This window comes from Mariniphaga anaerophila, from assembly GCF_900129025.1.
In the GTDB taxonomy this organism is placed as follows: Bacteria; Bacteroidota; Bacteroidia; order Bacteroidales; family Prolixibacteraceae; genus Mariniphaga; species Mariniphaga anaerophila.
Genome location: NZ_FQUM01000003.1, coordinates 478,118 through 504,305 on the forward strand (window position 1 = coordinate 478,118; position 26,188 = coordinate 504,305).

Consider the following 26,188-nt stretch of genomic DNA (forward strand, 5'->3'; position numbering starts at 1 on the left):
GCGACGAAATAAAATAAGGAATGAAAACGATATGTCTATTTTTTGAAGTGCATCAACCATTCAGGCACCGCAAATACAGGTTTTTTGACATTGGCAACGACCATTACTATTACGACGATTATGCCAATGAAACCATCATGAGAAAAATCGCAGAAAAAAGTTATCTGCCCACCAACCGGGTTTTGTTGAAACTGGCAAAAGAACTGAACGGCAATTTCAAAGTTGCGTTTTCCCTGTCGGGGGTTGCCATGGAACAATTCGAACTGTATGCTCCGGAAGTAATTGATTCATTCAAAGAACTAACCCGGACAGGGTGCGTCGAATTCCTTTCAGAAACTTATTCGCATTCACTTGCATCGCTAAAGGACAAAACTGTCTTTGAAGAACAGGTCAGGCTTCACGACCAGAAAATTTTTGAGCTGTTTGGTCAGAAACCCAAAGTATTCAAAAACACGGAAATGATCTATTCTGACGACATCGGCGCTCAGGTTTGTCAGATGGGATACCAAGGCATGCTCACCGAAGGAGCCCGCCATATTCTGGGATGGAAAAGCCCCAACTTTTTGTATGTAAATGCCCGCAATCCGAGGCTGAAAGTGTTGATGCGCAATTTCAAACTAAGTGACGATATTTCGTTTCGTTTCTCAAATAACAACTGGTCGGAATATCCGCTCACCGCTGAAAAATTTACAGGGTGGCTGAAAAAACTCGATTCTAACGAAGAGGTGGTAAATCTGTTTTTAAGTTATGAATCGTTTGGCGAGCGCCAGCCCAAAGAAAGTGGAATTTTTGAATTTCTGGAGCGTTGGGCACAGCTTGTGGCAGAAGACAATTCACTGAAATTTGCTACGCCTTCACAAATCATCAAAGAGCTTCAGCCGGTTTCGGTGGTAAGTGTTCCCAACCCGATTTCGTGGGCCGACGAAGAGCGGGATTTAACGGCCTGGCTGGGGAACGAAATGCAGAAAGAGGCATTTGAAAACCTTTACGAACTGCGGCGAAGAATGGCTTCATGCACTGATCCGAAATTAATCAGAGACTGGAATTACCTCCAGATTAGCGACCATTTTTATTACATGTCAACAAAATTCTTTTCCAGCGGCGAAGCCCACAGTTACTACAATCCGTTCGAATCGCCCTACGAAGCATTTATTAATTACATGAATGTTTTAAGCGATTTTAAAATACGGCTGAATGCGGTAACTCCGGAAAACGAAAAGGAACAGGAAGTGGCAGCGCTGCACAAACTTCTTGCCTCGAAAGAACAAAAAATAAAAAAGATGGAGGCAGAATTACAAAGGCTCCAAAAACCAAAGACACGACAAAAAAAGACGACAAAAAAACGAAAAGCATAACCTGCTTCTGCATGTTATTTCATTGCTATTCAATACAAAATATTTTTCAGTTACAGGACAGATGTAAATAGAAAGTTTATTTTTGCACAACAAATTAGGGTCAAGAACAAAATAAAAACATGAAAACAGACGACAAAAAAAATATCAATTGGCCGGAGAATGGCCAGCCAAATTGGAAAAAAATAATAGTTGAATCGCACCTTCCCGAAACACTCGAACCGCTACGCGAGCTTTCAAAAAACCTTTGGTGGGTTTGGAACTCACGCGCAATCGAGTTGTTCAAATACGTTGAACCAAAATTATGGGAAGAATTCGACAACAATCCGGTATTGCTTCTGGAAGAAGTAAGTTACAAACGTTTTCAGGAACTGAACAACGACCAGCATTTTATGACTGAAATGCACCAGGTTTACGATCAGTTTAAAAACTACATGGATGAAAGAAAAAACCTGGGAAGCCCGCAGGTTGCTTATTTCAGCATGGAATACGGATTGCACGATTCGTTAAAAATATATTCCGGAGGGTTGGGAATGCTGGCCGGAGACTACCTCAAAGAAGCCAGCGACATGAAAGTAAACCTTACTGCGGTGGGCTTGCTTTATCGCTACGGATATTTTAAACAGGTGCTGAATCTCCACGGAGAGCAAATGGCCAACTACGAATTCCAGGATTTTTCGAAAATTCCGGTTCAACCGGCGCTGGACGAAAACGGTGAATGGATAAAAGTACAAGTAGATCTTCCCGGAAGAAAACTAACTGCCTGCGTATGGCAGGTTAATGTTGGCTCGGTAAAACTGTATCTTCTCGATGCCGACAATCCGGCAAACCAGGAGCAAGACAGGTCGGTTACCCACCATTTGTACGGCGGCGACAACGAGAACCGGTTAAAACAGGAAATTCTGCTTGGTATCGGAGGAATCAGGGCACTGAACAAATTGGGCTACAATTCAGAAATATTCCATTGTAACGAAGGGCACGCAGCTTTTATCGGGCTGGAACGGTTGTCTAATTACATGGAAAAATACCAATTGAACTTTTTCGAAGCCAAAGAAGTTGTGAGAGCTTCAACTGTTTTCACCACACATACGCCTGTTCCTGCCGGGCACGATTCTTTCCACGAAAACATGTTCAAATATTACATGGATCCTGTCCCTAAAAGGCTGGGACTAAGCTGGGAAGATTTTGTGAGATTGGGCAAAGCCAACGTGCACGAAGACCATTTCAACATGAGTTATCTGGCGTCCAACCTCTCGCAGGGAATTAACGGGGTAAGTAAACTCCACGGCGACGTAAGCAAAACAGTGCTAAAATCGCTTTACGAAGGATACCTCGAAGAAGAGCTGGAAATTGGCTACGTAACAAACGGGGTTCACTACTCTACCTGGACTGCCAAAGAATGGAAAGCCATTCACAATGAGTACTTTGGGGAAGAATTTCCGAGAAATCAGCTTGATTTTGACGTATGGAGCAGAATTTACAAAGCTCCGGAAGAGCAAATCTGGAACCTCAGAAATACACTGAGAAAAAAACTCATAAATTATATTAAAGCACGTTTCTCAGACAACTGGGTTAAACGAAACGAAAACCCGAAACTGATAACAGAAGTAATCGGAAAATTAAATCCGAATGCACTTACAATCGGTTTTGCGCGCAGGTTTGCTACCTACAAAAGAGGTTACCTTTTATTCAGAAACCTCGAGCGGCTGTCTAAAATAGTAAATAACCCTGAACGGCCTGTACAGTTTATTTTTGCAGGAAAAGCGCACCCGGCAGACAAAGCGGGGCAAGACCTGATCAAATACATTGTTGATATTTCGAAACGGCCTGAATTCAGGGGAAAAATTTTGTTCATCCAGAATTACGACATCAACCTGGCAAAAATGCTGCTTCAGGGTGTAGATGTTTGGCTGAACACTCCCACCCGTCCGCTGGAAGCCTCGGGCACCAGTGGAATGAAAGGAGTAATGAACGGCACGTTGCATTTCTCTGTCCTCGATGGATGGTGGGTAGAAGGTTACCGCAAAGACTCAGGCTGGGCACTTCCTGCCGAACGCACCTACGAAGTGCAGGATTTCCAGGATGAGCTGGATGCCGAAACCATATACAATATACTTGAAGAAGAAATAATCCACACGTTTTACGACAGAAATAAAGAGGGAGTTTCGGTTGAGTGGGTTGATACCATTAAAAATACAATTGCCCAGGTGGCACCCCATTTCACAACCGGCAGAATGATGCAGGATTACCACACCCGGTATTATCTGCCTCAACTCGAACGAACAAATAATATTAAGAACGAAAACTTCAAATGGGCAAAAGAACTGGCTGCCTGGAAACAAAAGGTAAGCTCGGTATGGAACGAAATTGAAGTGTTGAACATTAACGTGGCCGAAGGTGTAAACAATATGATGACAGTAGGCCGGGAATATCCCATAAACGTTGAGGTTAACCTGAAAGGATTGTCGGGCAACGATATTGGGCTGGAGTTGATTGTTGTTGAAAACGGCGTTGAAGAAAAGCCTCAAATTGTAGAGCGGCTGGATTTTAACGTAAAAAGTTGCGAAAATTCTATTTGTCAATACATTCTTAATTATAGTCCGGTTCATCCGGGTTCGTTCAATTACGGACTCAGGCTTTATCCGAAAAATGAAGGTCTCCCCCACAGACAAGATTTCAAATACGTGAAATGGTTGTAAAAATTCAATAAAATGAGTAAGAAAATTCTGGGGGAAAAAATCAAAAAATACCGCGAATTCAGGCAAATCAGCAGAAAAGACCTCGCCTTAAAAGCTAACCTCGACGAAGAACAACTCGAAAAAGTTGAAGACAAAGGAGTCATGCCTTCTTTGGGGCATCTCATAAAAATTTCCAGGGCGCTTGGCGTACGTATTGGTACTTTTCTCGACGGACAGGAACAAATTGGCCCTGCAATAATGAGAGCAGGAGAGGAAAAATCGAGCATGAGTTTCTCAACAAAAGACGACTCCACGCGCGAACACCTTAACTTTTTCTCATTGGCGCAGGACAAAGCCGGAAGGCACATGGAACCTTTTATTGTTGATATTGAACCGTCGAAAGAATCAGACTACAAACTTTCGTCGCACGAAGGAGAAGAGTTCATGTATGTTTTGGAAGGAAGCATCGAAGTCAATTACGGCAAAGATGTTTTTCAGATAAATAAAGGAGATACAATTTACCTTGATTCTGTTGTAGAACACAACGTTCATGCAGCAAACAACCAACCGGCAAAATTACTTGCCGTTGTGTATACTCCTGTTTAAACTTTTACCAAAAATCTTTTGAACTTTTAACTTCATGCAGTTACTTGATTATACACTCGGCGGGATACTGGAGAAGTGGGCCATTGAAACTCCTGAAAAGGAATTCATGGTTTATCCCGACCGAAACCTGCGTTTTACATATGCGCAGTTTAACAAACGGGTTGACAACCTGGCCAAAGGGCTTTTATACATTGGGGTGCGCCCCGGAGATAAAGTCGGAATATGGGCAAAAAATGTACCCGACTGGACTACATTTTTATTTGCAGCGGCAAAAATCGGAGCTGTTCTGGTAACAGTAAACACCAGCTATAAATTATCGGAGCTGGAGTACCTGTTAAAAAATGCCGACATAAATACGCTTTGCCTTGCCGATGGTTACCGCGACAGTGATTTCGTAAAAATGGTTTTTGAACTTGTTCCCGAATTAAGAGAACAAGCTCGAGGAGATCTGAAAACAGAGATATTTCCAGAACTGAAAAACATTGTTTTTATCGGACAGGAAAAACATCGCGGAATGTACAACACCGCAGAACTCATCCTGCTGGGAAGCCATGTTGATGATGTAGATCTGGAAAACATTAAAGAAAATATAAGTTGCCACGATGTGGTAAATATGCAATATACTTCAGGAACAACAGGGTTTCCGAAAGGTGTAATGCTTTCCCATCACAATATTCTGAACAACGGATTTGCAACCGGCGAGTGCATGAAATATACTTCGGATGAAAAACTCCTGGTTTGCGTTCCAATGTTTCATTGTTTTGGGTGCGTGCTGGCACTGTGCGCCATTATCACGCACGGAGCTACCATGGTTTTTAACGAAGAATTTGAACCGCTCATGGTTCTGGCATCGGTACACAAAGAAAAGTGCACGGCACTTTACGGAGTTCCTACCATGTTTATTGCCGAGCTGCACCATCCGATGTTCGACATGTTCGATCTGAGTTCACTGCGGACTGGGATTATGGCCGGTGCGCTCTGCCCCATCGAAACCATGAACCAGGTGATGACCAAGATGTACATGAAAGACATCATCATTGTTTATGGATTGACCGAATCGTCGCCCGGTATGACGGCCACGCGCACACATAACTCTCCCGAAGTTCGTGCCACCACTGTTGGATACGAATTCCCGGACGTGGAAGTAAAAATAGTAAACCCGGAGACCGGAGAAGAGTGCCAGGCTGAAGAGCAGGGAGAAATTTGTTGTCGTGGCTACAACGTTATGAAAGGCTACTACAAAAACCCGGAAGCCACTGCAAAAGTAATCGATAAAGACGGATGGCTGCACTCCGGAGACCTTGCCGTAAAAACAAAAGATGGCTTTTTCAGAATTACCGGGCGCATAAAAGACATGATCATACGAGGGGGAGAAAATATTTATCCGCGCGAAATTGAAAACTTTTTGTACCGGCTTCCACAAATTGAAACCGTAGAAGTTGCCGCTGTTCCAAGTCCCAAATATGGCGAACAGGTAGGTGCTTTTATCAGACTAAAAGAAGGACAAAGTATTACGGAAGAGGAGATAAAGGATTTCTGCCGTGGACAAATTGCTCGTTTTAAAATTCCGAAGTACATCTTTTTTATTGATGAGTTTCCGATGACTGCCAGCGGAAAAATTCAGAAATATAAATTGAGCGAACTAAGTGCTGAAATTTGCAAAACAAAAGGAATTGAAATAATATAAAATCGATTTTACCCATGATAAAATACAAACGCATATTACTGAAGTTGAGTGGAGAATCGCTAATGGGCGGCCAAAAATACGGAATCGACGAAGTTCGCCTTAACGATTATGCAGAACAAATTGCAGAACTGGCCAACATGGGCGTTCAGGTTGGAATTGTAATTGGCGGGGGAAATATTTTCAGAGGACTCAGTGGAACAAGCAAAGGGTTCGACCGGGTTAAAGGAGACCAGATGGGAATGATGGCCACTGTGATAAACAGCCTGGCACTTAGCTCTGCACTAAAAACGAAAGGAATTTCAGGGCGGGTGTTTACCGCCATTCGGATGGAGCCGATTGGCGAATATTACGCGAAAGAAAAAGCCATTGCAGCAATGAAAAATGGAGAAATAGCAATCATTTCCGGCGGAACAGGAAATCCATTTTTTACAACAGATACTGCAAGCGCACTGCGTGCGGTAGAAATTGAAGCAGAAATTATGTTTAAAGGAACCCGTGTTGACGGCGTTTACACAGCAGACCCAGAGAAAGATCCAAAAGCAAAAAAGTTCGATCGAATTAGTTTCGACGAGATTTATAACCGTAACCTGCGCATTATGGATCTCACGGCAACAGCGCTGTGTAAAGAAAATAACCTGCCGGTCATGGTCTTTAACATGGATCAAAAAGGGAACCTCAAAAAAGTGATTACAGGAGAAAATATAGGCACGGTAGTTTATTGAACACGATTTTTACGGGAAGCCCACAATTTAAAATCAAAAAATTTTCGTGTAACTATATTTTTTCTATATTTGCTATTGAACCAAAAGTATGGAATACATACAGCACTTGACCAATGCAAGAAGAAGTAGATTTTATTATTGATTATTGTAAAGACAAAATGCTGGGTGCTATTAAGCATCTGGAAAAAGAGTTAACTGGCATCAGGGCAGGAAAAGCCTCCCCTTCGATGATAGAAAGTGTTCAGGTTGAGTATTATGGAGCGCTTACTCCGCTCAATCAGGTTTCTAACGTCAGCACCCCGGATGCCCGCACAATTGCAATTCAACCCTGGGAAAAAAATTTGATTCCTGTTATAGAAAAAGCTATATTAGCAGCCAATTTAGGTTTCAATCCTGATAATAACGGTGAAATTATCCGTATAAACATTCCGGCTTTAACAGAAGAAAGAAGGAAGCAGCTTGTTAAGCAAGCCAGTCAGGAAGGCGAAACGGCTAAGGTCAGCATCCGCGCTGCAAGAAAAGAGGCAAACGAAAGTTTGAAGAAATTACTGAAAGACGGTTTATCGGAAGACGTTGAAAAAGATGCTGAGGCAGAGGTTCAAACCGTTACAAACGAATACGGCAAAAAAGTCGACACTTTAGTGGAAGCTAAAGAAAAAGACATTATGACGATATAATTGTTTCTAGTTTTCTGTTTTCTGAACATTGTTTAATTGTTTTCATGGCTTTGAGGCAGCTTGTAGAAGCTGCCTTTTTTTAGGCCTTCCCCGAAAATAAAAAAACCCGCCGTAAAGGCAGGTTTCTATCGCAATCGAAAGTGCTTTTTTATTTCTTCTTTTTTTTCATTGCCAGGTAGCCGGCAACTGCAATTACTATTACAACAATTACAATAATAATTACAGTGGTATTTCCCGAGCCCGAACTTTGAGCCCCTTCGGCGAGCAAATCCTGATCCATATAAGAACTATCCTGAACGCCCAGATTATCAATATAAGTTCCTTCATCCTGCGCCATCAGCAAGTAAGGAAAGCTCAAAACACCGGCAACAACTGTTGCTAAAAATCTTTTAAATGCTTTCATCTCTAATCAAAATTATGGTTATACTTTATGGTTACTTTTCAATTCATTTTACTTTTCACATCATCGAGCAAACGCTTTGCAGGAAGATACCTTGGATTTATTGCAAGTAGCTTTGTCAGCTCAGCAAAAGACTTACTATAATCTCCGATACTATATAAATAGGTAGCCTTCACCAAAAACAACGGTTCAAAATAAGGATGTATTTTCCGCCCCTCATTTAAAGCGGTCTCAAATCCGGGCACATCGCCCATTGCCAACTTTGCTTTTGCCAAATTCACAAACAACCAAACATTATTCGGCTCCTGTTTTATTGCCATTTCAAGCAAAGCTGTACCGTGCTGCAAATTTCCGTTTTTTATTTCAGAAATACCTTGAAAATCTGTTTTTTCTGGTCGTTTCACTAAAACTGCCACCGGATTACCACAATGGTAATATGTTTTTATAACACCAGACGGTGTCCAGTTATTGTTCTTTAGCAAAAACGGATGGAGATAATTTACACCGAAAACAGCGTAATCCCAGTCATTTGAACTCCGCTCCAGAAACCGGGTGTATTGATATTTTATATTGGAATGTCTTTCGAAATAATTGGACAAATTGCAATTCATGGCCACAATAACATTCTCTCCATTTGCCATATCTATCACATCTTCTGCGGGCGACTTTACCGCGTGAAAATAGTAATCGTATTCATATTCGCCCCAGGCATTTTTATTTCCACCAATCAGCGGATTAAAGTAAATATAATCAACCGGAAAAGTTACTGCCTGATGCTTCAGCGGCAGAACAAGCAAAACAAAAAAAAACGCATACACTGCGTAAGACATTTTTCTGTTGCTCTTTTCCACCATTTTTATTAATCGAGATATTCCGATTACAGCAAGAATTGTCACAGGCGGCAAAATAAACAACATCTGCCTTACTCCGCTATACAAATTAGCGCCAATTGCCAACACATAAAAAAAAGGAAAAACGAAAGCAAACAGCACAAAGCCTTCTTTCAACGCCTGATGCAAAGCTTTATCTTTAAAAAAAATCTGTTTAACGAATTGCCACAAATAAACAATAATGCCTCCCAACACAAATAGAGGAGTCGAAATCAGCAACCACTTGGGCAAATAATACCACGGCAGTTGAGTACTCCACAATTGCTCGCCTTCAAAAATCTGACGGATGCTCACTTTGTAGTGTTCCATCACCCTCAAACTTTCAACCGGATGTACAAAAACATTTTGCAAGGCATAGGGCCAGAACAACAATCCTGCAAAATAACCTATAAGCAGTATTGCAGCACCCTGGCCCAACAGCCTCACAAAAACGGGTCTAGTTGAAACTATTTGTTTCAGGCAAAAAGGCTTCAAAACAAAATATAATATGATACTTAATCCTAAATAAGCAAAGAGGATAAACCCACCTGCTCTCACAGACACGGTAAATGCAATGGCAAGTCCAAGCAAGACTGTTGTTTTCCAGCTCACGCGGGGAAGTTCCTCTAAAAAACGAATAATAAAATACAAGCCGGCCATGTACCCGGCGGCGAACGGTATATCTTTTAAATTGCCAAAAGCTTGTCCGAAAAGCCTTGGCATAAACACCAGAGCCAACACACTCACAACTGCAACGCTCCAGTTTTCGGAGATTCTATGTGCCAGAAATCCGGAAAACAACAGCAACAACCAAAAGAAAAAAGCTCCGGCAAAATGTCTGGTTAAAAACTCATTTTCTATTCTGAACGCCCGATTAATAAGCGCAGTGAGATTATCAACAGACTGCCCGTAATATTTCAAATTTGTGTTCGGGGTGTTTAAACAGCTTTCATCTGCCCCAAGCGAGAAATACCAATTTACAACTTTTTTGGCATGCGGATAATGCAATTGCTCGTCTACATTTACAGCGGCATGCGGAGCTAATACCGCCAGTGCAACTGCCAGCAGAAGCATTAGTGCCCAAAAAGCGCTTTTCCCGGTCAATATGTGTATCGGACTATTCATAAACTTTCTGAACAAAATAGAGCGGCCTGCCTTGAACCTCTTTAAAAATGCGGTATATATATTCGCCTATTAATCCTAAAAATGTAAGCTGAACCGAGCCGAAAAAACTAATTGCCAAGAACATGGACGACCATCCGATGGGCGCCAACCCCAGCACTTTTGACACCAAAGTATACACAATAGCTGCCAAAAATATAAGTACCCCGAGAATTCCCAGGTACAAACAAACTCTGATAGGCCATTTCGAAAACGAATAAATAGCATCTGCTGCCAGAGCGAACAGTTTACGGCGGCTCATTTTAGCGGCGCCTTTCAACCGGTCGGGGCGGTCGTATAAAATAAACTCGTGGTTAAACCCGATAAAATTCCGAATTCCGGGCAGGTAACGGTTTCTTTCTGAAAATTGTAAGATAGCACGATGTGCCTCTTTGTTCAAGATGCAAAAGTTTCCTGTTTGGGCAACTTGCTGCCCTCCGGTAAGTTTATCGAAAATCCGATGAAAAATATTAATGTACACCCTTTTAGAAAATTTCTCATTGCGCGCTTCGCGCACAGCGGAAACAATATCAGTTCCTGAAGACTTTATTTTTTCGAAAAGGACAGGAACCAAATCCGGAGGATCCTGAAAATCTCCATCCATCATCACCACGTATTCACCTTTCGCATATTCAATGCCGGCCGTCATTGCAGCCTGCAACCCAAAATTTCGCGAAAGCGAAAGGATTTTCAACCCACTGTGCTTTTCTTTAAAGCGCAACAGTTTATGCAGGGTTTGATCAGTGCTTCCATCATCAACACAAACTACCTCAAACTCCTCCCCTGTCTGGGGAAGCTCGGTCCAGAGTTCTTCGAGCAATTGTTCAACCAACTGCTCTTCGTTTAATAATGGAATAACAACTGAAATCATGGTTTACAATTTAAGCTTTATGTTGCGTTCCCGGAAGCGGTACTGGAAATTCCATATCTACCGGCCCCATTTCGTACACTTCAGGGCCCAGCCGTTCGGTTGAATTCATCATATCCTCCCAGGTAACTTTTTGCCCGGTATAAGCAGCAGTGCGGCCCATAATTGCAGTGAGCGTTGAAATAGCTGTGCGCTCAGCCTCAACCACCGGTTTGTTGGTACGAATGGCCGTCACCAAATCAATATGCTCCTGCACGTAAGGAGACACTTCTACAATTCCGGTAGATTTGCCATCCTTATTTTTCGGGTAACCGTATTGCCATTTTACCGTTCCGTCAGGATTAAAAATAGTATTTTTACAGTTGGTGTACCCGTCGGTACCCATTACCATTTCGCCAAGAGTATTTGCACATCCGTCGATCTGGCGGGACATGCTGTGAGAGCAAACGCCATTTCCATAGTCAAAATCGATACTGAAAAAATCGTACTGATCACCGGTCAACCTTCGTACCCGTCCGCCAAAACCGATAGCATTTTCGGGATGTTTGCCAATAAACCAGTTCACAACATCTATATTATGCACATGCGTATCAAGAATATGGTCTCCGCAAAGCCAGCAGAAGTTGTTCCAGTTCCTAATCATATATTCCATGTCGCTCCATCCTTCTTCGCGGGTGCGGAACCACACGTGCGACTGCAACCACCATGCTTTTGCCGAGGTAATTTCACCAATGGCGCCGGAAGCAACCTGACGGTATGTTTCCAGATAATCGCGCTGGTGACGGCGTTGTGTTCCCGTAATTACCGTCAGCCCCATACTTTCGGCTTTTTTTGACGTGGCAATAATCCGCCGGGCACCAACAGGATCAACCGTTGCAGGTTTTTCCATAAACACATTCTTTTTTGCCTGTATTGCAGCATCGAATTGTTCTGCCCTGAAATGCGGTGGCGTTGCCAGAATTACCAGATCCAAATCAACATCCAGAAGCTTTTTATAGGCATCAAAACCCCAAAAGCAATTTCCTTTTGGCACCTCTACCTTTTGCTTTTCAAGCTTGCTGTGGCAATCCCAAACCTTGTCTTCGAACACATCGGCAAGGGCAACCAGCTCCAAATCGTTACCAGCCGCTAAAAAATTAAGGGCAGCACCGGTACCACGGTTTCCGCAACCAACCAGGCCTGCACGTATTTTAACTCCATCGGGTGCTTTGTCTAAAAGCGGAGGAAAGGCGTAATCAACCGATTTGCTCTTTTTACTACAGGAATTTAGCGCACTTATTCCGGCCAGCCCTGCTGCACCAATAAGCGCCGATCTCTCAAGAAAATTCCTGCGCGAAAGTTGATTCTTTTCCATGGTATTTTATTTTTTTGTTGTTTCTGATTTTAATTCTTCGGGATGATATTCGCAGATAACGCGGAATCCTACATGGTTACAGTCGGAATACCACCAAATACTTTTAGGAATCTGCGGATCTGTTTCCAGCCACTGCTGCGTGCGCGTAAAGTCGCGGCGGGCAACTCTCAAATCTTTTGCCGTATTTTTAAACGAACCGCCCCTGACAACGTGCTCCATTCCATTTCGCGGACCTCTCGGGTTTCGGACAACTCCTTTGGGATATTTCCCGTAAACCTGAGGATCGTAATAATCGAGACAAAACTCTGCAACATTTCCCAACATATTTTTTAATCCAAACGGATTGGATTCAACAACCAAAGCAGGCTGGGTGCGGTAAGGACTGTTTTCCTGATAAACCACGTAAGTATTAATTACAGCAGTATCCGGCCCAAACAATTTATTCCAGATGCCGTCCTTTTCAAAATCTTTGGGAGAACCATCAAAAAAGTATGCTCCCGAAGTTCCACCACGAGCGGCATATTCCCACTCCGCTTCGGTTGGCAAACGGTATTCTTTTCCGGTAACACTGCTCAGCCAGCGGCAATAGGTCTGAGCTGCATGGTGCGTCATTGTAATGGCCGGTCTGGTTCCCATTCCCCATCCCTGGTCAGGTGCGCCCCACGGAGGTGTTGCTCCCGAAATTCCATCGACATCTTCATCCTGTTCTGCTTCTGCCTCTTTTCGTCCCTGCGAACTGGTTGCATTAAAAAAAGCCAAATATTCGTTCCAGGTGACTTCCACTTCGGCCATCCAGAAACTATTCACTTCCACCTCGCGAACCGGGCCTTCATCGGAGTTACGATAAGGCTCGTCTGCCGGGCTTCCCATCTTGAACTGTCCACCATCAACAGCTTTCATTTTAAATGAAACCGAAGTACCTGGGATTTGCTCGGCATAATCTTCAAATCCGGCAACAACAGCCGGGCTGTCAAATAATTCTTCCGGGGAAACTTTGGTTTCCTCCATGGCCAATTTCTTCTCGCCCCTGTAATGCCCCACTTCCAAATGGCATTTAACACAAGAGTTGTTTTCAGGGTCTCTCAAATATTTCAGGTGCGATTCTGCGCCCAATTCGTCCAACCCGGCAGGGAACAAATTAGTATGGCATTTCTTACAACCGTCTTCATATACAAAACGCTTCGAAGCCTCAACGGTTCTTTTGGCTTCCCAGTCTATTTCATCCATGTCCTTTGTCATGAATACATATAAATCATGAAATCCGTGATAAGCTTTTCGGGTTAAAAAATAAGCGGTTTGTTCTTCGGGGGGAAGATGGCAATCTACACATTTAGCTGAAACTCCCGTGCGGTTACTATTATGCGCAGATAGCATAAACGTTGCTTCGGCGTGAGGATGCACATGACAGGCAGCACAAAACTCATCTGTTGAAGTATATTCAATAGTCTTTTTAGAAAGCGCCAAAAATAAAATAACCGACAGGCCTCCTACAATAAAAATCAAATAGTGTTTTCGCTTAATCTTTTCAGCCATTGCAATTGTTATTTTTTCCTTAAAAGTAATAGCCGCTTATTACCTATTTATTAATATTTGCTATATCCAATACTTATCTAACACTTAATTCTATATTAATTTCAGTTTTATTTTACTGAATACCAAAAATTTAAAAAGAATAATAAAAAAATAACAAATGACTGAATCTTCTCAGGAAAAGCTTATTTTTGCTCAAAAATAATTTTGAATTAAGGCATCGACTTTATTAATTTTCCATGAGTAACTGTACAAAAGTTTGCAACCGATTCGTATTTTGCTTGTTCTTGGCCTTTTTGTTTTTCACAGGAAAAGCTTACTCAAAGGAATTCTCGGAAACTTCTTTTCTGATAGCAAAAGTTCAACCGTCTAATATAAACAGCCAGCGTTTTTGGAACTTTATGCAATCGGACACCAACGCCGGGCTGGAATTCGAACTAACAAAAGAAGATGAACAAATTATGCTTCCCGGAACAGAGCGAAAATTCGATTACATTCTGGAACGGATAAATCAGATTATCACAACGGATTCGACAAAAGTACTACCCGTTTTTCTTCATTTCGATGGGAACATACAATTACTCGATTCAATTATTAGCAGTTCCGGTGTTGTTCCACATATATTTTATCTTCCCCAGGGAGAAGCCTGGCCGTCGCTGGAATACCTTATTCAGGCCAATCGCCGGGTCATATTTTTTATTTCGGGAGATGTCAAAAACTCAGGAAAAACGCTTCATTATATCGATGATTACATATTTGAAATATCGGCAAACAGAGTAAACACAGGGACAGACAAAAATACCAACCGCGAACTTTTTATGATAAGTAATTTTGGGGATCTGCCTGTCAGCAATAGTACCCGAGGAAATGACATTAAGAACATGGTTCCCGATTACATTAATTACCTGCTGGAGAACTGGACCAGGTATGGGAAAAAACCTAATTTCATATTCGTTGGAAATAATATTCTGAATTTTGACTTCATTATTTTCCAATTAAACTCATTCACCTGGATAACCGGAACCATTCGGGCATCGGGTAAAACGCTGGACAAAATTTACTGGAAAAACCCTGAAGTTTCTATTACGGGAGGGAAATTCTGTTTTCCGTACCGCGGAGGCGACGAGCTCACACTTACGCCATTTGTTCCCGGATACCGGATGACGCCAGAACAAATAATAGTAACCGGAGAAATGGAGGTTCCGGAGAACTATCACATTATGGCCCGCCCGGTAGAACTCACCCAGGGACTTACCGCCAGCTTTATTTTTGATGAAAAGACCCGGAATGTTTTGGCGCCGGAAAAAAGCTACACGGGCCAAAATTTCTCGTTTAGCCGGGATTTCGAGCGCGGCCCGGTACTTCGTCTTCCCGAAAATGCAAATGTAAATCTGGGCAATCCGGATATTTATGGCCTCAGAAACAGTAGTTTCACGGTCTGCTGCTTTGTTAAATTCAGCGAAATTCTGGAATATAACGACAACGCGGTTCTTGGAAATTACGAGACGGAATACCGCCGGGGGCTCCACCTTATTTTACGCTCGGGGCACCCCTATTTTGGGCTTTGGGCCAACGATTACATCTCCACAGAAAAGCTGGAACCCAATGTTTGGTACCACATGGCTTGGCGGTACATTATCGAAACCGGAGAACAAGCCATTTTTTTGAATGGAAGGAATATTGGAAGTTCCAATGGACATCCGCCTTTTTCGGGCACAGCTGATATCCATCTGGGGAGTGCACTTTCTCAGGGCGCAAGCATGCGGGGATACATCGATGATTTAAATTTTTGGAACCGTCCGCTGGGCGCAGAAGAAATAACCCGCCTTGCCCTGAACGAAGAGATAAAAGTCGGGAACGAAAAAATTCCGCCTCGGGATTTTCTCAATAAATACGGACTAATACTTGGGATAACCGTGCTTTCTATCCTGGTCTTTATTCTTGTTATTCTTACCTTTATTCATAAAAAGAAAGAATTCGTCAACAATCAAAAACCACGGGTGCCTAAAAAAAACGCTGCGAACCAGATTTGCCTCTTTGGAAATTTCAACGCTGTAGATAATCAGGAAAATGACATTTCAACGCAGTTTACGCCAAAAGTAAAAGAGCTCTTTCTATTTGTTCTTTTGGCTACCTTAAAAAATAAGAACGGTGCTTCAGTGTCTATTATCGACGCTCATCTTTGGCCCGGACTCCCAGCCAGAAAAGTATCCAACAACCGGGCAGTTACACTGAATAAGCTCCGGAAAATACTGCAAAACCTTGACGGTATTGAGATAGTTACCCAAAACGGATATTTAATTGCTAACCTCGAAAAGTCCTTTTTTTGCGATTATGTTGAAGCATTCGAACTTTGCCAGCTCCCGGGAGGAATGAATAAAACGCAACTGGAAACCTTTTTCCAACTGGTAAAGAAGGGGCGGTTCTTAAAAGGAACAAACTGGGCCTGGCTCGACGAGATTCGTGGCTACACCGGGAACCAGGTGATCGACAACCTTTTGAAACTGGCTGCCTATTACAATAACGACAACGACTTGCCAAAAATGGAAGCGTTGGCAAAACGAATTCTGGAATACGATGATTTGAATGAAGAAGCTACCTGGTTACAGGTTTGGGTACTTCGGCAAATGCACAACATCCACCAGGCCCGATTCCATTTCGAATCCTTTTGCACAAAATATCAAAACACTTTAGGGGAAAAGTTTCCGATGAACTTTGAACAGTTTAACGGGCATTTTTCTAATTTGCTAAAAATGAAAAACGGTTTAAAATAAAAAGGACATGAACAGGAAACAATCTTTTGACTTTGAAGCAGTTGTTTTTGACTTGGACGGAGTTATCACAAAAACGGCGATTACACACACAGCTGCCTGGAAAAAAATGTTTGACGACTACCTTCGCACGCGCGAGAAAGAACACAACGAGCAATTCAGGGAATTTACCCAGGCAGACTACCTGGCATACGTAGACGGGAAACCACGCTACAACGGAGTTGCTTCCTTTTTGCAGTCACGCGAAATAAGCTTACCCTGGGGAACACCAGAAGACAGCACCGACGCGGAAACCGTTTGCGGGTTGGGAAACCGGAAAAATGAAGCGTTTAACGAAGTATTAAAACGTGATGGCGCCGAAGTGTACCCTTCGTCAAAACAGCTTCTTTTGGATTTGCAAGCTGCCGGCGTTAAGCTGGGGGTTGCCTCTTCGAGCAAAAACTGCAAAGCAGTGCTGGAGGCGGTAAATTTACTTAACGTATTTGGTACGCGGGTTGACGGAATTGTATCTGCAGAACTGGGACTAAAAGGAAAACCAGAGCCGGATATTTTCACCACGGCCTGCAAAAATCTGGATGCCAAGCCCGAAAATTCAATCGTTGTGGAAGATGCAGTTTCCGGTGTTCAGGCCGGCTCGAAAGGTGGCTTCGGATTAACACTTGGAATTGCGCGCGAAGCAAATGCATATGAGCTGCAAAAAAACGGAGCCGACTATGTGGTTACCGATTTGGAGGAAGTCAATGGAGTGGACGGACTGAATAACCTCTTTTTAAAGTTTAGGAAGAGCTGACCTCTTTCACACTCTTTTGCAGAAAATCGCGGGTAAAATAATCTTTATCCACAATTTCACCGTTCCAAACTACAATATCAAGATCAATGGTTCGCGGCCCGAACTTTGGCAGGGAACGGTCGCGCCCTAACTGATCTTCAATCCGCCTGAGTCGTTTCTTCAATGCATCTTTACCCAGATCGGTTTTAAACTTAATCGCGCCGTTGGTAAAATCAGGTTGGTTTTCAATACCAATAGGTTTGGTCTTTAGCAACGACGAAACCTTTAAAATTTTCACCTCCTTCTCCAACATTTTCAGCATTTGGGCAATATTGGCCTCGGCATTGATATTGGAACCGATGCCGATAATTACAGTATTTTCAGTCATATTAATCATTGGCGTTGCGGGTGCCTTCCATCTCCAGTGAAACCGATTCTGCAAAACGCAATGCATGGGGTTTATCCACTTCCACCCTGGCCCATTTCACTTTTTCGTCTTCTAAAATAAGGTCGAGAATTTTTTGGGTGAGTACTTCCAGTAATTTGAATTTGCTATCCTGAACCAGCGCAATCACTTTTTTTGTGATGGTTTTGTAGTCGAGAATCCCCAATGGTTCGTCGGCTTCCAGCGCCTCGTGCGATATTTCAGTTTCAATTTCGAAATTGATAATTACATCCTGCTTGTTTACCAGCTCTTCGGGATTAAACCCGATGTAAGTGCGAAGTAACAGGTTTTTAACTTTTATTCTTGCCATAATTCAGATGTTTAAAGGTTCATTCCCAAATTTTCGCCTCCATCGGCAAACAACAATTGTCCGGTAAGATGATCATTCTCCAGGATAAAATCCAGGCTCTTTAAAATTGGCTCTAGTCCTCCCGGCCTTTTCATGGGAATATTTTTTGCCAGATTTAAAAGATAATTTTGACCCTTGTCTTCCGGGGGCAGTGTTACTCCGGGAGCAATGGCATTCACTCTGATTTCCGGGGCAAACTCCAATGCAGCCATTTTGGTTAACTCCCAAAGGCCTTTTTTCGAAAGTGAATACGCGGCATAATTTGATTTATTTGTTGCAATACGGGTATCAACAAAATTGACGATGTTCCCCTTTTTACAATGTGTTGCAAAATCGCGCATCAACAAAAACGGGGCTTTCAGATTCACATTCATCTGCATATCAAACAAACTCAGGTCGGTCTCTTTCAAATACCCCGAACTAAAAACCGAAGCATTGTTAACCAACAAGTTAAAGCCACCGATTTCATCAACTACCCGAGAGGTCAGTTGCTCCACTTCGCCTTCGACAGACAAATCGGCTTTTATTCGTACAAACTTTTGTTGAGGGTACTTTTCACGCAAAGCGCTTTGCAACTCTTTTGCAGGCTCCTCCGAGTCATTAAAATGGATAACAATATTCCATCCTTTACCGGCAAGAAATTCTGCAATTGCTTTTCCTATCCTTTTAGAAGCGCCCGTTATCAATGCTGTGTAATCCATGCAGAATAAGTTTCTTTAAAACTACAAAATCTGTATGAACAAAACAGCGACGACCCAAATTTGTTTTACAGTTCACCAAAAAGCATTAAACAAAATCCACTTCGTGCTACCGAAAACAGCTACATGTTTGCGTAAGTATTCAGCTTACTCAGGTATTTTCCGATGATGTCAAATTCGAGGTTCACCACAGAGCCTTCTTTAAAAGTATGAAAGTTGGTAACTTCGTGAGTAAAAGGAATAATTGCCACCTGAAATGAATTGTCTTTTGAGTTGACAACAGTGAGGCTGACTCCGTTTACCGTTACAGAACCTTTTTCAACAGTCATGTATCCCTTCCGGGCTTTTTCAACATCAAAATCGTATTCAAAAGTGTAGTACCAGCTCCCGTCTGCTTCTTCAACTTTTTTGCAAACTGCAGTTTGATCCACATGCCCCTGAACGATGTGCCCATCGAGGCGGCCATTCATAATCATACTACGTTCGAGATTTACTTTTGAGCCGACTTCCAACAGCCCCAGATTTGATTTCAACAACGTTTCTTTGATGGCGGTTACTTTATACGTTCTGGCATTTTTGTCGACCTCAACAACGGTTAAACAAACCCCGTTGTGCGACAGGCTCTGGTCCACTTTCAGTTCATTGGCAAACGAACAGGTTAACGTAAAATGCACATTTTCTTTTTCCTTTTCGATGGCGGTTACCGTACCAAATTCCTCAATTATTCCTGAAAACATATCTGTCAAATTTTAATTCAAAACTACACTTGTTTAAGAAGCTCCTTTTATTTCAGGCTCCACTCAAATCCCTCTTTCGTGTCTTTTATCTCCACGCCCAAACCACTCAGCTCGTCGCGGATTTTATCGGCAGTAGCCCAATCTTTCCGGGTTTTAGCCTCAAGCCTGAGTTGTAATACCAGGTCGATTACTTTATCCATTATTTCGTTTCCGGCACCCTGCGCGGCGGCAGCGTCCGGTTTCAAGCCCAATATTTCGAAAACCATGGTATGAAAGAACGATTTCAGATCTTCCAAATCTGACTCACTAATTTTCTCACTTCCTGATTTCACAGAGTTGATCATCCGCACACCGTCAAATAAGTGGGCGATTGCAATCGGGCTGTTTAAATCGTCGTTCAGTGCCGCAAAACATTTCTCTTTCAGTCCGGCAACATCTATCGACGACTCAGCAGAAACAGGCAGTTTATCCAATGCATCGAAAGCGGCAAAAAGCCTTTCCAACCCTTTCTCGGAAGCCTGCAACGCTTCATTAGAAAAATCGATGGTGCTGCGGTAATGCGCCTGCAGAATAAAAAACCGGATGGTCATTGGGGAATACGCTTTCTCCAGCAATTCATGGTTTCCGGAGAACAACCTGTCGAGGGTGATAAAATTTCCCAGCGAGCGCGCCATTTTCTGCCCGTTAATGGTAATCATGTTGTTGTGCATCCAATAACGCACGGCATCTCGTCCCTGGCTGGCTGTTGACTGTGCAATCTCACACTCGTGATGCGGAAATGTAAGATCCATTCCGCCGCCATGAATATCAAAAACATCGCCAAGATACTTGGTGCTCATTGCAGAACACTCGAGGTGCCACCCCGGAAAACCGTCGCTCCATTTAGATGGCCAGCGCATAATATGTTCAGGCGCTGCTTTTTTCCAAAGTGCAAAATCAAAAGAATTTTTCTTTTCATCCTGCCCTTCCAGGCGACGCGTGTTGGTTCTAATATCTTCCAGATTTCGACCTGAAAGTTTACCGTAATGGTACTTCTCGTTGTACTTTTCCACATCGAAATAAACCGAGCCATTTACTTCGTATGCAAACCCATTCTTTAAAATGGAATCGATAAGTTGTTGCTGCTCGATAATGTGGCCGGAGGCACGAGGCTCGATACTGGGCGGCAAAACATCCAACTGTTCCATATTCCGATGAAAGGTATTCATGTATTTTTGAACCACTTCCATGGGCTCGAGTTGTTCAACCCGCGCTTTTTTGGTAATCTTATCTTCGCCCGATTCTTCGGCTTCGTTTTCCAAATGGCCCACATCGGTAATATTGCGCACATAACGCACTTTGTACCCTAAAAAAGTAAGGTACCTAAACAACAAATCAAATGTTATAAAAGGGCGTGCATGCCCCAGGTGAGAGTCGCTGTAAACGGTAGGCCCGCAAACATACAAACCCACTTTGCCATCGACAAGCGGTTTAAACAACTCTTTTTTTCTGGTTAAAGTATTGTAAATAACTAGTTGATTCTTCATAACGGTTGATAATAACAGAAGTCGCAAAGGTACAATAAAATGGAGGAAAACACCGGCTATTCAGGCTCAGAGATGCTACGATTTCTACTGATTCGTAACCTCGTCTTTACTTTCAACAGCTTCATCTTCTGCACTCTTTTCTGCTTCTTTCTTTTTATCCAGATTGTTAAACTGCTTCCGGTAAAACAGCAGAATAGAAAAAATTCCCACGGTAATCGACGAATCGGCAATATTGAACACCGGGCGAAAGAAAACAAACTCTTTGCCTCCCCAGATGGGCAACCAGTCAGGAAGCGTTGTATCAATAATTGGGAAAAAAAACATATCGACAACGCGACCGTGAAGAAAAGTAGCGTACCCGCCGCCTTCAGGGAGGAAGTCGGCAACCTGTCCGTAGCTGTGGTTAAAAACCATTCCGTAAAACAAGCTGTCAATAATATTTCCTATTGCACCGGAAAAAATGAGCGCTATGCATGCTAAAAACCCGAATGGGACTTCTTTGTGCCTGGCCAGTTTAAATAGATACCATCCAATGGCAATTACGGCAATAATTCTGAAGATGCTTAAAAATAATTTTCCGTACTCTCCGGCAAATTCAAAGCCGAAAGCCATTCCGTTGTTTTCCACAAAATGGAGGATAAACCAGTTTTTAAAAACCACGATTTCATCGCCAAGCGAAAAATTAGTTTTCACCCAGATCTTGAGCACCTGGTCTGCTGCCAGCACCAAAAAAATAATCAAAAGCAACCTGCCTTTTCGATTCTTCATAACGTATTAAAAAAAACTCCCGGACATTTTCACACATACGAAAACTCCGGGCAGTTCACAATTTTACTCTTTATTAACTATCCCAGGTTCTTTTTTGCATCAATACACAAAGTTGCATGCGGCACGGCACGAAGTCTTTCTTTGGAAATCAGCTTTCCTGTTTCGCGGCAAATACCGTATGTTTTATTTTCGATGCGCACCAGAGCAGCCTGAAGATGTTGTATGAACTTCAGTTGCCGCTGAGCAAGTTTTCCTGCTTCTTCTTTTGAGAGAGTAGCAGCTCCTTCTTCCAGGACTTTAAAAGTTGGCGAAGTATCCTGGGTGTCGTTTCCATCGCCATGAGTAATGGAACTCCTGTACATCATATAATCAGCCTGAGCTTTTTCAAGCTTTTTAAGTATAATCTGTTTAAATTCCATCAGCTCTTCGTCTGAATATCTCGTCTTTTCTCCCATAGCTACAGGATTTAAATTTTTTTCTCTGGTTTATCTTATCTGGCCGAAAATAGTAATTTTTTGTTTCCCTTTTTAGGCCGCATAACATATATCAGGATTGTTTCTCTACAATAATTTTTATTACTACATCCTTATCAATTTCAACTTCTTTGGCGTTATTGGCGGTAAGCCCGTCAACCAATTGAAGATCTGTTGCTAAAGTCTGTGCGCAAATATAGCTTTTATGATTTAACACCGCATCATTTATTTGTTCGTGTTTTTCTATTTTCAAACTGATACGATCGGTTACTTCAAAGCCATTATCTTTTCGTATGTTCTGAATTTTATTAATGAACTCGCGTGCAATTCCTTCCTGTTTCAACTCTTCAGTAACATTAATATCGAGGGCAATAGTCATCTGCCCTTCGGTTGCAACAGTCCAGCCCGGAATATCTTCGGTCAAAATTTCAACATCTTCCTGTGTGATGACTATGTTTTGTCCACCTGCTTCTATTTCTACAGAACCAACATTTTCAAGCGCTGCAATTTTATGCTGATCGAATTGTGCAATGGCACCCGAAATCTGTTTCATCAACTTCCCGTATTTTGGGCCGAGTGTTTTAAAGTTGGGTTTTATTTTCTTTTTAATAATCCCCTCTGTGTCTGTCAAAAATTCGACCTCTTTAACATTCACTTCGGTAAGAATAATCTCTTTTACCGCATCAAACTGTTCTCGGAAACGCGGGTTAAGCACCGGCACCATAATTTTTGCCAGCGGCTGGCGCACTTTCAGTTTTTCTTTACGGCGCAGCGCCAGAATCATAGAAGAAGCTTTTTGGGCAATGTCCATTCTGTCTTCCAGATCTTTGTCAATCAGCTTATCATCGTAAGCCGGAAAATCGGCTAAATGAACACTCTGGTCTGTTTCTTTTCCGGTGGTTCTATTCAGGTCGGCAAACAACAAATCGGCATAGAACGGGGCAATCGGAGCCATAAGTTTGGCAACTGTCACCAAGCAGGAGTACAACGTTTGGTAAGCCGAAATTTTATCGGATGAATATTCACCGCCCCAATACCGTTTACGGCTCAACCGAACAAACCAGTTGCTCAGATTTTCGGTAACAAACTCGGAAATGGCACGTCCGGCGCGGGTAGGTTCGTAATTCTGATAACTTTCGCCCACTTCTTTTACCAGCGAGTTCAGTAGCGAAATAATCCACCGATCGAGTTCCGGCCGTTGTTCTACCGGGATATCTTCTTCGGCGTACCTGAAATTATCTACGTTGGCATACAGTGCAAAAAAGTTATAGGTATTGTACAACGTTCCGAAAAATTTACGTTTTACCTCATCCACGCCTTCGGTATCAAACTTCAGGTTGTCCCAGGGCTGCGCATTTGTAATCATGTACCAGCGCAACGGGTCGGAGCCATACTTTTCGATGGTTGAAAACGGATCGACCGCATTTCCCAGTCGCTTCGACATTTTATTGCCTTTTTTGTCGAGAACCAATCCGTTGGAGATAATATTTTTGAATGCAACAGAATCACTTACCATGGTAGCAATAGCGTGCAAAGTAAAAAACCAGCCACGGGTCTGATCCACTCCCTCGGCAATAAAATCTGCAGGAAAAACGCCCTTGCCGGTAGCCGGGTTGTATTGTTCGCTGGCTTCAAACGGGTAGTGATGTTGTGCAAAAGGCATTGCGCCCGAGTCAAACCAAACATCAATCAGATCCGGTTCGCGAAACATTTTCTGCCCTGTTGGTGAAACCAGCACAACATTGTCGATATATGGTTTGTGAAGATCGATATGATCGTAATTTTCTTTTGAGTTATTGCCGGATTCAAAATCTTTGTACGGATTTTCAGTCATAAATCCTGCTTTCATCGCCTTTTCGATTTCTGTCAGCAACTCCTTAGTTGAGCCAATGCAAACTTCCTCCGAGCCATCTTCTGTTCGCCAGATAGGAAGCGGTGTTCCCCAAAAGCGCGAACGGCTCAGGTTCCAGTCCACCAGATTTTCGAGCCAGTTGCCAAAACGTCCCGTTCCGGTAGATTTCGGTTTCCAGTTGATGGTGTTATTCAGTTCCACCATTCGTTCTTTAACGGCAGTGGTTTTTATAAACCACGAATCGAGCGGATAATAAAGTACAGGCTTGTCTGTACGCCAGCAGTGCGGGTAACTATGTACGTGTTTTTCAATTTTAAACGCTTTGTTTTCCAGCTTCAGCATTACCGAAATATCCACGTCCACCGTAGAATCATTTTCAGTAAGTTTCTCGTTGTAATCGTTTTTCACAAAACGCCCGGAGAACTCGCTGTATTTCTCTGTATTCACAAAGTCTTTCACAAACGATTCGGCCATTTCCGAAATCATAAAGAACCGTCCTTTTCGGTCGACCAATGCCTGGTTTTTCCCATCGGCATCTTCAACTATCAGGGGCGAAACCCCGTTCTGTTTGGCAACGCGGTCATCGTCAGCACCAAAAGTAGGCGCAATATGTACAATCCCGGTTCCATCTTCGGTGGTGATAAAATCGCCTGTTATTACTTCAAATGCTTTCCCTTTTGGTTTTACCCAGTCGATTAACTGTTCGTACTGAACTCCGGCCAGTTCTTTTCCGGAATATTCTGCCAGTACTTTATATGGAATATTTTTGTCGCCCTGCTTGTAATCTTCCAGCGGTGCGTTTTCGTTTTCAGCTTTAAAGTAAACAGAGAGCAGGTCTTTTGCCAGAATTAATGTGGCCGGCACACCTGTGTACGGGTTAAATGTTTTGATTTTTACGTACCTGATATTTGCCCCCACTGCCAACGCAGTGTTGGAAGGCAGCGTCCAGGGAGTGGTCGTCCACGCCAGAAAATACAAATCGGTATCTACGTTTTCGAACAAAAATTCAGAACGCTCGTTGCGAACTGTTTTAAATTGAGCAACAATAGTGGTGTCTTTTACATCGCGGTAACAACCGGGCTGATTCAACTCGTGCGAGCTGAGCCCTGTTCCGGCAGCCGGCGAATAGGGCTGAATGGTGTACCCTTTGTACAGTAATCCTTTACTGTAAATCTTTTTCAGCAGCCACCAAACAGTTTCAATATACCGGTTATCGTAAGTAATGTACGGATCATCCATGTTCACCCAATACCCCATAATACGGGTAAGTTCTTCCCATTCGCGGGTATATTTCATCACCTCTTTTCGACAGGAGGCATTGTATTCTTCAACCGAAATTTTCTTACCGATGTCTTCCTTGGTAATGTTGAGTGACTTTTCTACGCTCAGCTCCACCGGCAGACCGTGAGTATCCCAGCCTGCTTTCCGGTGCACACGAAACCCTTTCATGGTTTTGTACCGGCAAAAAATATCTTTAATGGTACGGGCCATCACATGATGGATTCCCGGCATCCCGTTTGCAGAAGGCGGCCCTTCGTAAAAAACAAATGTCGGATGCCCTTCGCGGGTAGTTATACTTTTATGAAACGTGTCGTCGTTTTGCCAGCGTTTTAAAACCTCTTTATTTATCTGAGAAAGATCAAGCTGCTTGTATTCCTGAAATTTATTTGTCATAGAAAAACTTCTTATTCTGCTACTTCTTTTAAAAAACATGCAAATATAGGAAATTTTCAAGGCGGGTATTAATCCCAGGCGGATTCAAATTCACGCAATTAACTTGGATCCACTAAATACTTTGCAGATTTGCTATTTTTATGTTTCACAGGCCAGCATGCTGACAACCACCTTAAGTAATACAATTAACGCTGCCAGGTCTATCGACACTAACAGCGTTAA

At 42.7% G+C, this 26,188-nt stretch carries 21 protein-coding genes; 8 read left to right on the top strand and 13 right to left on the bottom strand.

The window, feature by feature from the left end; translation table 11 throughout:
* Nucleotides 1-20: 20 nt before the first annotated feature.
* The 6 genes from BUB08_RS08070 (at nucleotide 21) to frr (ending at nucleotide 7,722) form a co-directional block, all read left to right on the top strand.
* Nucleotides 21-1,355 carry a glycoside hydrolase family 57 protein gene (locus tag BUB08_RS08070; protein ID WP_073000558.1) on the top strand — a complete coding sequence of 445 codons (1,335 nt, stop codon included), beginning with the start codon at nucleotides 21-23 and terminating at the stop codon, nucleotides 1,353-1,355.
* A 119-nt stretch (nucleotides 1,356-1,474) separates the two neighbouring features.
* Nucleotides 1,475-4,051 carry an alpha-glucan family phosphorylase gene (glgP, locus tag BUB08_RS08075; RefSeq protein ID WP_073000561.1) on the top strand — a complete coding sequence of 859 codons (2,577 nt, stop codon included), beginning with the start codon at nucleotides 1,475-1,477 and terminating at the stop codon, nucleotides 4,049-4,051.
* A gap of 12 nt (nucleotides 4,052-4,063) precedes the next feature.
* Nucleotides 4,064-4,636, top strand: coding sequence for a helix-turn-helix domain-containing protein (locus BUB08_RS08080; RefSeq protein ID WP_073000565.1), 573 nt, complete (start codon nucleotides 4,064-4,066; stop codon nucleotides 4,634-4,636).
* A gap of 34 nt (nucleotides 4,637-4,670) precedes the next feature.
* Nucleotides 4,671-6,323 (top strand): AMP-binding protein, encoded by a 1,653-nt coding sequence (locus tag BUB08_RS08085; RefSeq protein WP_073000569.1) that lies wholly within the window; start codon nucleotides 4,671-4,673, stop codon nucleotides 6,321-6,323.
* A gap of 14 nt (nucleotides 6,324-6,337) precedes the next feature.
* Nucleotides 6,338-7,045: a UMP kinase gene (pyrH, locus tag BUB08_RS08090; RefSeq protein WP_073000573.1), complete on the top strand. Its 708-nt coding sequence runs from the start codon at nucleotides 6,338-6,340 to the stop codon at nucleotides 7,043-7,045.
* 113 nt (nucleotides 7,046-7,158) lie between these two features.
* Nucleotides 7,159-7,722, top strand: a complete 564-nt coding sequence (frr, locus tag BUB08_RS08095; RefSeq protein WP_073000576.1) for a ribosome recycling factor — start codon at nucleotides 7,159-7,161, stop codon at nucleotides 7,720-7,722.
* Between the two features lie 148 nt (nucleotides 7,723-7,870).
* Here frr and BUB08_RS08100 read toward each other — a convergent pair whose 3' ends face one another.
* The 5 genes from BUB08_RS08100 to BUB08_RS08120 are packed head-to-tail and all read right to left on the bottom strand — an operon-like array spanning nucleotide 7,871 to nucleotide 13,907.
* Complete coding sequence (locus tag BUB08_RS08100; protein WP_073000579.1) at nucleotides 7,871-8,125, bottom strand: LPXTG cell wall anchor domain-containing protein; 255 nt, start codon at nucleotides 8,123-8,125, stop codon at nucleotides 7,871-7,873.
* Between the two features lie 38 nt (nucleotides 8,126-8,163).
* Nucleotides 8,164-10,116, bottom strand: coding sequence for a hypothetical protein (locus BUB08_RS08105; protein ID WP_073000582.1), 1,953 nt, complete (start codon nucleotides 10,114-10,116; stop codon nucleotides 8,164-8,166).
* Nucleotides 10,109-11,023: a glycosyltransferase family 2 protein gene (locus BUB08_RS08110; protein WP_073000585.1), complete on the bottom strand. Its 915-nt coding sequence runs from the start codon at nucleotides 11,021-11,023 to the stop codon at nucleotides 10,109-10,111. Before BUB08_RS08110 ends, BUB08_RS08105 begins: the two co-directional genes overlap by 8 nt.
* Nucleotides 11,024-11,033: 10 nt before the next feature.
* Nucleotides 11,034-12,374 (bottom strand): Gfo/Idh/MocA family protein, encoded by a 1,341-nt coding sequence (locus BUB08_RS08115; protein ID WP_073000588.1) that lies wholly within the window; start codon nucleotides 12,372-12,374, stop codon nucleotides 11,034-11,036.
* Nucleotides 12,375-12,380: 6 nt separating this feature from the next.
* On the bottom strand, nucleotides 12,381-13,907 hold the full coding sequence (locus BUB08_RS08120; RefSeq protein ID WP_073000591.1) for an SUMF1/EgtB/PvdO family nonheme iron enzyme: 1,527 nt from the start codon (nucleotides 13,905-13,907) through the stop codon (nucleotides 12,381-12,383).
* A gap of 398 nt (nucleotides 13,908-14,305) precedes the next feature.
* Between BUB08_RS08120 and BUB08_RS08125 the strand changes: the two genes are divergently transcribed.
* Both BUB08_RS08125 and BUB08_RS08130 read left to right on the top strand, forming a co-directional pair.
* A complete protein-coding gene (locus BUB08_RS08125; RefSeq protein WP_175549974.1) occupies nucleotides 14,306-16,678 on the top strand; it encodes a LamG-like jellyroll fold domain-containing protein in 2,373 nt (790 codons plus the stop codon).
* 7 nt (nucleotides 16,679-16,685) lie between these two features.
* Nucleotides 16,686-17,465, top strand: coding sequence for an HAD family hydrolase (locus BUB08_RS08130; protein ID WP_073000597.1), 780 nt, complete (start codon nucleotides 16,686-16,688; stop codon nucleotides 17,463-17,465).
* On the opposite strand, the gene folK is transcribed toward BUB08_RS08130, so the two are convergent.
* From folK to ileS, 8 genes are all read right to left on the bottom strand, one after another.
* The gene (gene folK, locus BUB08_RS08135) at nucleotides 17,452-17,832 is read right to left on the bottom strand and encodes a 2-amino-4-hydroxy-6-hydroxymethyldihydropteridine diphosphokinase (RefSeq protein WP_073000893.1); all 381 of its coding nucleotides are present in this window, start codon (nucleotides 17,830-17,832) and stop codon (nucleotides 17,452-17,454) included. The two genes, BUB08_RS08130 and folK, sit on opposite strands and share 14 nt — an antisense overlap.
* A 1-nt stretch (nucleotide 17,833) precedes the next feature.
* A complete protein-coding gene (locus tag BUB08_RS08140) occupies nucleotides 17,834-18,199 on the bottom strand; it encodes a dihydroneopterin aldolase (RefSeq protein ID WP_073000600.1) in 366 nt (121 codons plus the stop codon).
* Between the two features lie 11 nt (nucleotides 18,200-18,210).
* The gene (locus BUB08_RS08145) at nucleotides 18,211-18,939 is read right to left on the bottom strand and encodes an SDR family NAD(P)-dependent oxidoreductase (protein WP_073000603.1); all 729 of its coding nucleotides are present in this window, start codon (nucleotides 18,937-18,939) and stop codon (nucleotides 18,211-18,213) included.
* A gap of 119 nt (nucleotides 18,940-19,058) precedes the next feature.
* Nucleotides 19,059-19,673, bottom strand: coding sequence for a riboflavin synthase (locus BUB08_RS08150; protein ID WP_073000605.1), 615 nt, complete (start codon nucleotides 19,671-19,673; stop codon nucleotides 19,059-19,061).
* Between the two features lie 47 nt (nucleotides 19,674-19,720).
* A complete protein-coding gene (cysS, locus tag BUB08_RS08155; RefSeq protein ID WP_073000607.1) occupies nucleotides 19,721-21,199 on the bottom strand; it encodes a cysteine--tRNA ligase in 1,479 nt (492 codons plus the stop codon).
* Between the two features lie 84 nt (nucleotides 21,200-21,283).
* A complete protein-coding gene (locus tag BUB08_RS08160) occupies nucleotides 21,284-21,967 on the bottom strand; it encodes a lipoprotein signal peptidase (protein ID WP_073000610.1) in 684 nt (227 codons plus the stop codon).
* A 77-nt stretch (nucleotides 21,968-22,044) separates the two neighbouring features.
* Nucleotides 22,045-22,422, bottom strand: coding sequence for a TraR/DksA family transcriptional regulator (locus BUB08_RS08165; RefSeq protein ID WP_073000613.1), 378 nt, complete (start codon nucleotides 22,420-22,422; stop codon nucleotides 22,045-22,047).
* Nucleotides 22,423-22,513: 91 nt separating this feature from the next.
* Nucleotides 22,514-25,966: an isoleucine--tRNA ligase gene (gene ileS / locus BUB08_RS08170; protein WP_073000616.1), complete on the bottom strand. Its 3,453-nt coding sequence runs from the start codon at nucleotides 25,964-25,966 to the stop codon at nucleotides 22,514-22,516.
* Nucleotides 25,967-26,188 lie beyond the last annotated feature (222 nt).